The sequence below is a fragment of the Armatimonadota bacterium genome, assembly GCA_016789105.1.
GTDB lineage: Bacteria > Armatimonadota > Fimbriimonadia > Fimbriimonadales > Fimbriimonadaceae > UphvI-Ar2.
Genome location: JAEURN010000007.1, coordinates 37,330 through 50,528 on the forward strand (window position 1 = coordinate 37,330; position 13,199 = coordinate 50,528).

The 13,199-nt window shown below is 62.2% G+C and carries 7 protein-coding genes; all 7 read left to right on the forward strand.

Features of this window, described 5'->3' with window-relative positions:
- Positions 1–4: 4 nt before the first annotated feature.
- The 7 genes from JNM28_07700 (at position 5) to JNM28_07730 (ending at position 13,176) form a co-directional block, all read left to right on the forward strand.
- On the forward strand, positions 5–6,979 hold the full coding sequence (locus JNM28_07700; protein ID MBL8068319.1) for a PQQ-binding-like beta-propeller repeat protein: 6,975 nt from the start codon (positions 5–7) through the stop codon (positions 6,977–6,979).
- 196 nt (positions 6,980–7,175) lie between these two features.
- Positions 7,176–8,360: a type IV pilus assembly protein PilM gene (gene pilM / locus JNM28_07705; protein ID MBL8068320.1), complete on the forward strand. Its 1,185-nt coding sequence runs from the start codon at positions 7,176–7,178 to the stop codon at positions 8,358–8,360.
- Between the two features lie 16 nt (positions 8,361–8,376).
- Entirely contained in the window at positions 8,377–9,225 is an 849-nt protein-coding gene (locus tag JNM28_07710) for a hypothetical protein (GenBank protein ID MBL8068321.1), read from the forward strand.
- A 13-nt stretch (positions 9,226–9,238) separates the two neighbouring features.
- The gene (locus tag JNM28_07715; GenBank protein MBL8068322.1) at positions 9,239–10,057 is read left to right on the forward strand and encodes a hypothetical protein; all 819 of its coding nucleotides are present in this window, start codon (positions 9,239–9,241) and stop codon (positions 10,055–10,057) included.
- A 5-nt stretch (positions 10,058–10,062) separates the two neighbouring features.
- Positions 10,063–10,776, forward strand: coding sequence for a hypothetical protein (locus tag JNM28_07720; GenBank protein ID MBL8068323.1), 714 nt, complete (start codon positions 10,063–10,065; stop codon positions 10,774–10,776).
- Positions 10,777–10,864: 88 nt separating this feature from the next.
- A complete protein-coding gene (locus JNM28_07725; protein ID MBL8068324.1) occupies positions 10,865–11,518 on the forward strand; it encodes a hypothetical protein in 654 nt (217 codons plus the stop codon).
- 35 nt (positions 11,519–11,553) lie between these two features.
- Positions 11,554–13,176 carry a type II and III secretion system protein gene (locus JNM28_07730; GenBank protein MBL8068325.1) on the forward strand — a complete coding sequence of 541 codons (1,623 nt, stop codon included), beginning with the start codon at positions 11,554–11,556 and terminating at the stop codon, positions 13,174–13,176.
- The last annotated feature ends 23 nt before the right edge of the window (positions 13,177–13,199 follow it).

The following is a 13,199-nucleotide window of genomic DNA, read 5'->3' on the forward strand; positions in this document are numbered from 1 at the left end:
CCCGATGAAGGCCAACCCCATGCAAACCAACCGCAACAAAAACAAAGGCTGGCAAGCGATTGCGCTTGCCGCCCTCTTCGCGGTGACCGCCGCCACCGCATACGCCCAGGATTTCCGGACGTTTGGCGGCAGCAACGAGCGCGCAGGGAGGAGTACGCTCCAGGCAAGCACCGCCGTACCCGAAACGACTTGGGGCAACGGTGGCCGAGGGTTCTTGCGGTGGTGGGATCCCATCTTCCAAGACGGCGCGCAGATCGACAACCCCGATCCAGCGGCCGGTGCCACCCTCGGGGCCTGGCTCGACCCGGCAACCGCTGGGGGCAACCTCATCTTGGCCGGCGCGTTTATCCAAAACGCCGCCGGAGCTACACCCTATGTCTATTCCGTCACCTCGGCAACTGGCGGCAACGACGGCCCGAACCCGAGCATCGGCGCAACCGCGGCGTTCACTTGGAACTTCACGCTCACCCCAGGGAACGAGTACACGGTCGATGTCAACCTGCCCATCGGCCCGACGAACATCAACCCGCTCGGCGCACCAGATCTGCGGTTCACCCCGCACTACCAACTCTATTCCGTCACGGATGCCACCGGTACAAACTACTACTGGGCCGATATGCGCATCGATGCCGGCGGGTTTGCCAACCTTGGCAACAACCGGCACTTTATCGCCGATGCCGGCGGGGCCATCACCGTCACCGTTTACAACGTTTGCCGCCGGAACGATTTCGGCACGCTCGTTGATGGAACCGACCAGCCCGGCTTCGACATCGTTTATGCCGATGCCGCCCAAGCGACCAACCAATCCCCCCAAGGCGTGGGATCCTACACCGCATCGCCGGTCGTGGGGCAATTGCTCCAGCCGCGGATTGATGCGCAGCCGACCGTTTTTGACCAACGGGTCGTGACGGCCCGCAACGAAGAGGTCTTCGTCGGCTCGCTCAACAAACAAACCCGGTTCGGGGTTATCACCTCTTTCACCCACAACGGCGCAGTCGTCAATGTCGCCCAACCCCTGCGCCGGAACATGGTCTGGAGCTGGCCGGCCGTGCGGCCGTTTGACCTTGGCCAAGCGGAATCCGACCGCTATGCCGTGGAGCGCCAGAACTGGATCACCGGCGGCCCCAACGCCGCCTATCCGCGGAACCTCGTCTTCAGACAGGCCGACAACTACAGCAGCGGCACGGTTGTGGGCGGGCTGTTCCTGCCTTCCAATGCGTTCAATTCCATCGGGCCTGACCACCTCCTGACCCCGGTCATTTCAACTGCGGCCACCTCATGGGTCGATTGGACGCCGGCGGCCAAACCAGGGAAGTACTTCGTCGAAGTCTTCCTCCCGAACAACGACACGCCCGGCGACCTTGGCACGCAAGTCACCTACCAAATCCGCCAGGGCCTCACCGTCCTGCAAACCATTGCGATTGACCAATCCGCCCAAAGCAACTGGGTGCGGTTGCCCAACCAACCCGCCGATGGGTACGACTCGACCGCTGGGCCGCTCACCATTCGCGTGCTGAACACCGGGACGGCGCAAGATGTGCTCGATGGCCGCCAGGTTTATGCCGATGCCGTCCGTTTGGTCGGGGACGCCGACCTGGGCATCACCGCAACCCCCGTGCAAACCGTCGGGACGGTCAACGCCCCCGGGCCGGTTGGGGCTGACGTCATCGTGGCCACTCGGGAAAACGGGACGGTCACGGCCATGGAAGCCCACGGCGACGAAGTCACCGGCACTCAGAACAACGTCCTTTGGACATGGCCGAGCGAAGACCCGGCCACCGACCCCAACAACGCCAACACCGAGGATTACGGCATCGCCGAAACCCCCACCGGTTTCGGCATGAGTTCGCCGCTCGTCGCCAACATCGGCGGGACGGATCTGGTGTTCACCGGCTCCCAAAACGGCCGCGTCTATGCGCTCGAACTCGCCGGCCGGGGCGACGGGACGACCCGCCGCCGCTGGACATGGCCCGACGACTTTGACACCACCGCACCGACGACGCCGATGGGCACCACTAGCGTCGGAGCTATCAACGGTTCGGTCGCCCTGGCCAACGTGGGCGGCACTCCCGCCATCATCGTCCCCGGCTCTAATGGGCAAATCTATGCCCTAGATGCCGCCGGAAACGGAGGAACGCGCAAAACGACCGTCCTTTGGCAATTCGCCACAACCGGTCTCACACCCATCAGCATGACCCCGGTCGTGGCCTTTGGCCGCGTGACCTTTGCCGCAGGCAACACGGTTTATTGCCTTGACGAAGCGACCGGTGCCCTGGTGTGGCAACGCAACGTCCGGCAAGACGGGATCACGCCTTTCGGCAACTTTGGCACGGCTTCCCCCGTCGCCGTGGAAGCGCCGATCGTGGCCGCCGACTCGCTCTACTTCGTGGACGATGGCGGGTACATCACCAGCCTCGACGCAGCAACCGGCACCGTGAACTGGCAAGAAGCATCCGTGGCCAGCGGTTCCACCGCCAGCCTGCGGTTCGCCTACATGCGCACCTATGACCCGACAGGCTCGTTCATCCAAAACGCGGTTCCGACCGTCTTGGTGGCCAGCAACCAGGGCACCTTGCTCGGCTTCTATGCCGACGGCTCGGTGAACATCAACGGCAACCGGGTCAACTGGGGCTACTTCGTGCAGAGCGAAGGCACCCAGAGCGCCAGCTTCGCCGTCGGCGGCTGGCCCAACGCGGCCGGGCTCCTGGCCAACCGGTGCCACCTGTACATCGGCGACGCCGACGGGATCCTCTATGCGTTTTCCAGCGAAGACGACATCAACGGGGTCGGTCCCATCACTCCGGGCGTCCCGCCGGGCAGTCAATCGGCCAATCCGAACGACCCGAACCAGGCCGCCCTCAACGACCTGATCGACCAGCCCAACGTCATCCTGCTTTCGCCCAACGACTACAACGACCTGGATAGCAAAGCCGTCGCCGGGACGTTGTCCGCGGCGGACATCGCCAACTACAAAGCCAACGCCATCCAGCGCCGGTCATTTGAATTCGGCGAGACCCTGTACGTGATGATTGCGGACATCAATGCCACGACCGTCCCCGAAACCTCGGGTTATGTCGTGCAGTACGACGTCACCGTCGGATCCAGCCGGACCGGTTCCCAAATTGCGCAAGTCCGCGATGTTGCGGGGGCGGCAACGCCACAAGATGGCGGCGTGGCCTACTTCCGGTACGTTGTTTTGCCGACCGGCACGCGCGGCGTCGCCCCTGGCACCGCCCAACTGGAAGTCTCGGCTCGGATCAACCGGGGCGGCGGGGCTGTCCGCGGCACCCCGGTCGACCTCTCGACCTCAGTCAACACACCAACTGGCGGGGACTTTGAACTCCCCAACCCGCTCGGGATCGATCTGGTCAACCAAGGCGGCACGTTCAACCAAGCCGGGGTGACCACGAACCCCGCCGACGTGCTCGTCAAAGGGAACCTCCCCGCGGGCTATACCGGGGCGGCGGCCACGCCGTTCAACAAGTGGACCAACGGCTTTGTTAACCCCGGGCCGGCCGCCGGAACTCCGGGCACTTGGTTCAGCACCGCCGTCGGCGGGACTGACCCGGTCGCGCATAACTCCAGCGGGCTTTCGCTCATGCGAGTCTACGACCGCACTATCCTCCAACTGGTCAACGGTCACTCGCAAGGCCTGACCAACGTGAGAGTGCAAGCCAACGACCTAGCCTGGCAACCGGCCAGCGTGGGAGTGCCCGTGACCGCCGCCGATGCGGGGATCTACAATCCGATCGCCTACGCCGGGTTCGAAGACCTCCCCAACTCCTATCCCAACGTCAGCCTTGACTACCCGGATATGCGGCGCAGTTCGCTCGCCATCACCAAGTCGGCTGGAGGCAACACCGAAAACCCGCTCTTCGGCGGCGTCTCGCTCAACGCCTCGCTCATTACCCCCGCTGACCTGACGACCTATGCCACCGTTGCCGGCTACGAAGCTGGGCTCGTGACAAGGACTTTGCAGCCGACCGTGTTCTCCATGCGGCTCAATGTCCCGCAATACCAGCCCGCGACGCCGAACAGCCCAACAAGGCCGAGTGGCTACGTGGCCGAAAACGTCATCTATGTCGATAAAGGCCAGGCCGGATTCGACACCGAAGACGCGGCCCGGCGGTTCACGCTCGGTGCCAACATCTCGGTGGATGAGCACGTGACATCCGACACCAAAACGGTGGATCTCGGATCAATCCCGGCGGGCGGCGGGCACTATAACCTGGCCGGAAACGCGGATCAGCCGATCAACGGCGCGTTCGCCCCGTTCAACGCCATCTTCAACTCGGGCCAAAACCCGCAGTTCCAACAAGTCACCGCCTTCAACGAAGGCAACGTCAACCTCCTCAATGTCCGGGTTTCCAAACGGCTCGAAGTGCTCAACGGAATCATCCCGACAGAGCGGCCGTTGGAACTCTATGCCAGCGGAGAACATGAGCTCGGATGGCTCGATGCCACGATGGGCCTGTTCAGCGATCTCGACCCGCTGCTCAGCCCGACCTTCCGCACTGGGCTTGACCCCAATGGGAATGTGTTCCTGCAAAAACCGCGGCCTGGCGATCCCGCCCCGTCACGGCTCAGCACGAACCCGCGCCGGAGGCAGAACAGTAACCTGCTTGTGAACTCGGGCACGTTGATCGCCAATCAGGCGGCATTCCCGCCGGGCGACCCGTATGTCGGTGTCGCCGCCCCGATCGGCACTCCGGTCGGCACCTATGTCCGCGACATCTTCGTCTTCGAAGATTCGGTGCCCGGATCCGTCTTGGGTGCCCGGTTCCCATCCTTGGGCTATGTGCCGGTTGGCGGACAATTCGTGCCGGAGGCTTACACCAACCCGGGCATCACGCTCAAGTTCAACATCCGCGAAACACGCCTGACAACCCGGCCAACGGCGAAAACATCCGGCGTTTTTGACAACGTCGGGGTCGGCGATGCCGGGTTTGAATGGTCCAGCCGCCAGCCGACCGTTTCGCGCGGTGCCGACGGCCAACTGTACTTCGCCTTCAGCTCGAACCGCGAAGACGTGGCCGGGGCTGCCCCCAGTCCCAGGCCGAGGTTGAGCACCGATGGGCGGCTTCAGCCGATTTGGCGGATCTACTTCGGCAGCATGGCCAACCAAGCGGGCATCACCGCCAACACGTCGTTCAGCCCCATCGGCGATTTGCACGACAACCAGCCAACTGCCAACAAGTGGATGGACTACCAAGGCATGCTCCCGAATGGCATCGAGTGGAACAACTGGTTTGCCCTTGGTGCCGGTGAAAGCCTCTTGGCGCCCGGGACACCATCCTCGGCTTCGTTCAGCTATCCCACCTTCCCGACCGCCGGATTCGTCGACCCGCTCGACACTCCAACTGCCGGGATCGGACGGGTGCACCGGCCCAACCGGTACATGGCCTTTGTTGGTGAAACAACAAAGGTCGACCGGACGGGAACCCGTGTGCCGTTGAGCCAAGTCATGGTCGCGGATCTGCAATTCCAAGCTGCTGGTGTCACCCGCAACGGGTCGGGCGCGCTCAACGGGATCTTCCCGATTGCGCAAGACCCCACCTCCAAAAAAGGCAAGCCGAGCATCGTCCAACAAGGGGCGAATGCGGCAGTGTTCTATCCGGCGCAAAGCTCCGGCCGCAGCGAACTCTACACGGCGACCTTTGATGGTGCGGCGTGGGGGAATGTGCGTGCGCTCGGGCTCGGTGCCGTGTTCGAAGACCTTTCCGGAGTCTCTGCCAACCTCAGGCTGATCAACTCGGGCGTCTTTGCGGGAATTGGGTTCATCGACACCTTTTTCACCGGGCATGTCCGCGGACGCCAGAATTCCGAGGCCTTCTACGGCAAACTCGAAACGGACGACAACGGTATGCCGCTTGCCGATCCGCGTTGGATCACCTTCCAAAACCGGCTCGACCGGCTGGACTACGACCCGGCTACCGGCGTCTTCTGGACCCCGGGTGTGCACTTCGACATGAGCCCTGCGAACGTCGATGCCTTCCAACTCCTGATCCTCAACCCGGTCACAGGCCTGCTGGAACCCCTCATCAACAACAACCCGCTCGTTCCGGCCGATATGCGCTCCCGCTTGATCGACCGGGAAGCCCGGGAGATGGTGTTCGAATCGCCTCGCGGCGGCAAGGTCTATGTGGATGCCCTTCGAGGTTCGATCCGGCTGAGCGGGGTGGCGACGAGCCGCAACACGCAGATCTTCGCCCGGTATTCGCCGAAGTTTGTGCGAGTCAGCGGGGCATCGACCGCCTTCCGCATCGGAACCGGCGAGATCGCCCAGGCCAACGTGAGCTCGGGTATGAACTACCGGGGCGTGTCCTCCGCGCTGGATGACCGGTACCTCGGGGTGTTCATCGACGCCACCCAACCGTGGCGGAACCTGACCGAAGACCTCAACTTCTGGTACACGGCGATCGGCGCGCCCATCGGCACAACTGCCGTCCAGCAAGACCGGTACTTCCTGGCCTTCAACCGGACCTCCAACGATGGGGCGACGGCGGCGCGGCCGGCGATGAGCACCCTGCGGTTCGGGCTTTACCTCCCGACCCCAGTGGCGATCAACCCGAATACGCTTCAGCCCTATGCCCTCAACGTCACGGGGCTCGCGACAAACCGGATCCAGGTGGATCCGACTAGCGGGAAGGTGTTCCTCGGCATGGCAGAAGAAGGTCGGACGATCCGGATCCGGTACACCGGAATCGACATCAACGGCAACCTGCTCCCCAATATCCAGGTAGAGGGCACCGTCGGACTCATCGTCGAAGAAGGCGAGTCGCTCGTCCCGATCGAACAGGTCGGCCAAGAAGGGGACTTCACCTTTGGGCTCGACCGGCTGGCCCCGAACAATTCGGACAACCGGTTGCGACGGCCGCCGTTGCTCTGGATGGTCTGGAGCAGTACGCGGACTGGAGCCCAAGACGTCTATATGCAGACGCTCGCGCCCAAAACCGCTCCCCGGCTCCGGCGCCCCTAAACAGGAGCGCGCCCGCCCCGGCCACGGCCCCCCGGTTCCAAACCGGGGGGCCGGGTTTTTTCTCTGTGCTGGACTGTAACCCAAAGGGGTGCCAAAGTCGTCTGGTTTTTAGGCGGGAACCGGGTTTGCCGGTTGACTCGCCGGGCGGCATGATGCTAACATCATCAAGCCACCAGGGCACAGCGGGAAATCCGTTATGGCGAAGAGATTGAACAGCGTTTTGGGGATCGACATCGGAAGCCAGTCGGTCAAAGTGGCGGAGATCCGGATGCAGGGTGGGCAACCCACCATCACGGCCCTCGGCATGGCCCCCACGCCCGAAGGGGCCATCGACCACATCGGCATCAACGACCCCGAACAGATCTCCGTGGCCATCAAGCAGGCGATCATGGAAGCTGGGGCATCCGTCCCTGATGCCGTCAGTTCGCTTTCGGGACAAGGGACGGTTCTCGTCCGACCGCTCGAAGTGCCGAACATGAGCGAATCGGAACTCAAGGATCACATGCAGTGGGAGTTCACTCGCAACATCCCATTTGCGGAAAGCACCGTCGAAACCGACTTCAAGGCCTACCCGCTCGCCGACCCCGCCGCCCAAAACCTCGATGTGGACATGGCCATTGCCACCCATTCCGGGGTGACAATGCAGTCGGACATCCTCAAAAAAGCCGGGCGCAAAGCCTTTGCCCTTGATGTCGAACCCCTTAGCGTCTTGCGTTCCCTTTCCGTTAGCTACGGTTCGGAAGCCGGGAACAAAACAGTCTGCGTTGCGGAGATTGGCCACAAGACCACAGCGATCAACATCTACAAGAACGAACGGCTGATCTTCTCGCGCACCGTCCCCGTCGGGGGCGAAATGTTCACCCGGGCCATCGCCGACAGCAAGGGCGTCTCGTTCCAAGATGCGGAGCGGATGAAGCACGAGCAACTCGTGCTCCCTGAAGATGCGGCCCCGGCCCAGACCTTTAACCCGTTCGCCGGGTCGGCCACCGTGCAGAGCTACAACCCGTTCGCCGATGCTCCCGAGCCGGGGGCCCAAGCCGATGCGCCGGCGGAACCAGCCGCGCCGGTACCCGTGGAAACCAACCCGGTCTACCCGGCGGTCTCCAACGCACTGGACGAATTGGTGGCGGAGATCCGTCGCTCGATCGACTACTACAAAACCAAGGGTGGGGATGTCGACATGATGCTCGTCACCGGCGGCTCGGCGGGGATCAAAAACCTCGACAAATTCTTGGCCTCGGCAACGGGACTCAAGGTTGAACTGATGGATCCCTACCGAAATGTCTCGATGAGCCTCAAGAAAGGCGACCCGGGCACCTACGAACAATTGAAGCACGCATTTTCGGTTGCGATCGGGAACGGCATGCACATCTGCTTTTGAACGGACAGGCGACTGAATGAAACTCAACCTCCTCCCAACCAGTGTCTCCAAAGCCGGGGCAGCCACAGGAATGTGGTTTGTCGCGGCCATCCTCGCCGTGGTCGGCATCCTCGGGTGCGTCGGCCTCATCGGGATGTCTCAGCAGGCGCTGGCCAGTGCCAAATCGGATGCTGAAGGCAAGATGAAGGCGGCAGTTGACGCCAAAGCAACCGCCGACCAAGCCGACGCGCAAATCGCCACCGCTGCGGTTATCAATCGGAATCAAAAACTTTCTGAGGCGATGATCGAGCACAACAGCAAATACGTGGATCTTTATTCGAAGGTGCTGGGGCACGTGCCCGCCTATTACCGGCTAGATAGCATCGCGGCGACCCCGAACGGGCCGCAAACTACCGTGACGCTGACCGGCTACATCGAAACATTCCGACAATATGCCGACCTCTCGATCGCGCTCTGGAAAATCCCGGGCGTCCTTTCGGTGAACCGCGCCGGCTACACGGTGACGGATCCTGTCGTTCAAAACCTGAGCGAGCTCGATCAAGTCGGTAGCGCGGTCAAGCCTGGTGAAACCGCCCTCCCGAGTGATCCGCTAGAACGGCTCGACGCCATGATCGCCCGGGCCGGATCGGCCCCGCGTGGCTACTTGAACCAAGGGAATTTCGGTTCGAACACCGTGACGGCCCGAGGCGCGATGCCCGGGTATAGCCCGGTCACTATGACGGTTGTGCTCAGCGACAACGTGCAAACCCCAGACCCGCGGGCAACCATCGCCGCCGCTGGTGGCGCCGGAGGAACCGCTTCGGCCCCCAACGGGTTCGGCGGGGTGGCAGGGCCGGTTGCCGGCAGCGGTCGGGACGACGAATAAAGGAATCGACACCATGAAACTCTCTCCCCTCGCAATCTTCATGCTCGGCCTCATGGTGGCGGTCATCGCCCTCGGCTACGGCTTTTTCCAGCATTACAAGCCCAACATGGACGACGCCCAGGCCTACAAGGCATGGGGCGAAAAGCTCGATGCCGAAGGCAACAAAATGGGTGCCGCTGTTAAGCGGGTTGAAAACGCCCAAGAGCAAGTCAAGGAAATCAGCGACAAATGGCAACAAACGGTTGCTGTTAAAACGCCACCGGCAAGCGTCGGGGCTGGCGGCATCAATGTGGCTGTTAACCCTTATGACCTGACGGTCGATGCCCGCACCTTCCGCAACAACGTGCAAATCGCGGTCAACCGCCAACTTCGCACCGGGGGCGTCACCGTCGTGGCCGGGCCAAGCGTGCCTTTGCCGCCTGAAGATCCCGACACCTTGATGGCCAGCTATTTCAACTATCCGGGTTCGCCCTACCCGGTGGCGATCTTTGACCTCGGCCAAGTGACGGTTCGCGGCACTTGGGCTCAGATCTCTGAAAACATCCGCGCCTGGAGCCGGATGCCGAACTACCTCGCCGTTGCCGACGGTTTGGTTGTCACGGGGACTGCCCCCAATTTGACGGCCAACTACAACGTGACCGTTGTCGCATTCATCCGGGGCAAAAAGATCGGGGCCCCGGTCAGCGCCGCGGCCACCCAAGTCGCCGCAAACACCGGGGCCGCCGCCGCGGGGCCAGTGGGTGCGGCCGGACCGGCAGCAGGCGGAGTTCAACCGGCCGGCGCGCCACCCCAAAACAGGCCCGGGTTCCCCAGCGGCACAGGAGGAAAGTGATGGAAATGAGATTTAAACGATTGCCCGCATTCGCCGGTGCCGCGGTTGCCGCGCTCCTCCTGGCTGGGTGCAACACCGATCCCCAGCAGGGCCCAACCATGCCGCAAGGCCAGGTGAACCCCAAAGTGAAGGATCTTTACCAGCCCGAAGCTCAGGCCGGGGTTGCCCTTTCTCCGCAAGACGCTTATAAGGAAATGCCCACCGTGCGGGACATTGCCCAGGGCAAGAGCTGGTACTCGCGCCGGACCGACGCCTTTGCTCTGCTCGCCGCCGAGCGGAAGTTCGAATCTGAGCAGTCGCTCGAGCGCATCCTGAGCGATACCGGCGGGTTTTCAAACGAATACGAGATCCCCGATCCGGCGGCATCCGAGGAAGCCCCGCAAAGCTTCCCGACGCCTGCTTGGCGGCTCGCCGGAATCGTCGTCAGTGAAGGAGCGGTCATCGCCCTCCTTGACCAGGGCGGCCGGGTCGACACCATCGTCCCTGGCCAGCAAGTGGAAGGCACCGACTGGCGGTGCATTTCCATCGACACTGAAAAGGCCGTTTTCCGACGCGACCCGCGCCGGATTCCGAGCGAGATCGTCGTGCCGTTGCAAGGCGGGTTGCCTGGCCAGTTCGGCGGGGGCAACGCCCCAAGCGGCGGACGGAACGCACCGCCCCAAGGTGGAGGCGGGCCAGGCCGACCAGGATTTGGCGGACCAGGTGGTGACGACCGCTAAAGCGCGGTTGGTGCCGACAATTCAGATTTAGATCACAAACGAGACAAACAGAAGCAAAGAAAGGTATCTTCGAGGAACCAAAAGGACAATGAAAAAGACCGTTAGCGCAGCATTAGCGATGGTGTTCATGGTTGGATTGATGGCAGCCCCCACCCATGCGCGGGCCCAGCAAGATCCCAACAACATCGTCATCGAATCGATTGAACTGGATCAGGCCGACATCCGGGACGCATTGAAAGTGCTGTTCCGCTCCACGTCGCTCAACTACACGGTTGCGCCAGACGTCCAAGGGGTCGTCACGGTCTCTTTGAAGAACGTGCCGTTCAAAACCGCCTTGCGGGGGATCCTCCAGCAAGTCGATGCGACCTGGCGTGAAGAAGGGAACATTTTCAACATCATCCGCAAACCGGAACCGGTCGCGCCGACCAACCCGACCGACCCGCTGGGCGGCGGCAACCAAGGCAGCAACCTTTTCCCGCCCATCCTGCTGAACAACGATCCGCAAATGATCCTCAGCATCCTGCTGGACCAAGCTTCTTTCTTGGACGACCCTGAAACCAGCACCCGGCCGACGCTTTCCAATGCCGGCGGCTTCGGTGGCGGTGGCAGTGGTTTCGGCGGTGGCGGCAGCGGCTTCGGTGGCGGCGGTAGCGGCTTCGGCGGCGGTGGCAGCGGCTTCGGCGGCGGCGGCTTCGGCGGCGGCGGTGGTGGCGGCGGCTTCGGTGGCGGAGGCGGACGCTAACCAATCGGGGTAAATTGAGGAGGAACGATATGAACATGAAATGGGTGAAGACATCGTTGTTGGCCGTGTGCCTCGGGGCGGTTGCGGCCGTCTCACTGGCACAAGACAGCGCTTTGCAGACGCGGGTTAACCTGTATCTCAAAGATGCAGATTTGCTCCAGGCAACTCGCTTGCTCTCGCAACAAACCGGCCTGCAATTCGTCATCAAGGGCAACTCGTCTGAGTTTACAAAGATCAACCTCTCGCTGGATGACGTGTCTGCCGAAACGGCAATCAAGTACCTGTGCCAAGCGGCCGGGGGCTATGCGGAACGGCAAGAAGACGGTGTCTTCGTCATCCGTTTCGGTGAAAAGCGCGACCCGCAGCCGTTGAACAGCGACATCGCCACGGACAAAATCATCGTCCGGACGATCCCTGTCCAGCAAGCTGACCCGCGCGACATGGTTGACCTGCTGATGGGCCGGGACTACAATCCCGACCGGGCCTACGAGGAAATGAAGCGAACGTCTCGCTATGGGACGCCTTCTGTCTTCAACCCCAACACCATGTTCGGTTCGCCCGAGCAGTTGGTCAATCAAAACCGTTTGGATCCCAAAACCCGCGACTTCGTTGAACCGGATGATGCCGCCGGCACGGGTAGCATCAACTTGCCAAACGGGACAGCTAACCAGCGCGGCGGGGGCGGCGGCCAAAATGGCGGCGGTAACCTCGGCGGCGGCGGCGGGCAATTCGGTGCTGGTGGCGGCGGCCAAAACGGTGGCGGCCAAAACGGAGGCGGAGCAAGCGTGGCTGGCCCGCAAACCGGTGGAACTGGACTCCTGCCCCAGGGGACGCAAAATCTCTACTTCAACCCGGCAACCGGCGAACTGATCTTCCAAGGGACAAGCCAGGCTTACCAAGAGCTCCTGGACATCATCGCCCGCATCGACAAAGCTCCCAAGCAGGTGACGGTCAAGGTTGAATACATCACCACGACCAACAACTTCGACAAGAGCTTTGGCATTGACTGGAACTACGAGCGAGGCGGTGTCTTTGCCGGCGTCGCCCCCGGGCGGTTCGCCAGCTCGGCAGACCCGGTGTTCTTGAACTACGCAACCGGCAACATGTCGATGCGGCTTAGAACCCTGTTGTCTAACAACAATGGCCGGGTTGTCACCGCTCCGATCCTGCGGACGTTCAACAACCAAAACGCCTCACTCAGCGCCTCGGTCACCACGTTCCTGTTCGTGACAAACAACATCATCACCAACGGTGGGACGACGAACACGACAACAACGCCGATCCCGCTTACGATCACGACCAACCTGGCAATCCGTCCGCGGATCAACGGGGATAACACGATCACCCTCTACCTCAACCCGCAGGTATCCAACATCACCGGTTTCCGCACCAGCCCCGACGGACAGCAGTTCCCGGAATTCGCCCAACAAGCGATTACCGTGGCCTTGCGGATCAAAGACGGTGAAACAATCGCCCTCGGCGGGTTGACCACCAAGAGCGACACCTTCACCCAAAACCGGATCCCCTTGATCAGCGACTTGCCGATCATCGGGCAACTGTTCCGCAAGAAGACGACGACCCAGTCTTCGTCCGAACTGCTGGTGTTCGTGACGGCGAAAATTGTCGACGAAAGCACTCCGGGATTGGGTATCCCGTAGGCGCGGCAGAGAATCCACGCCAG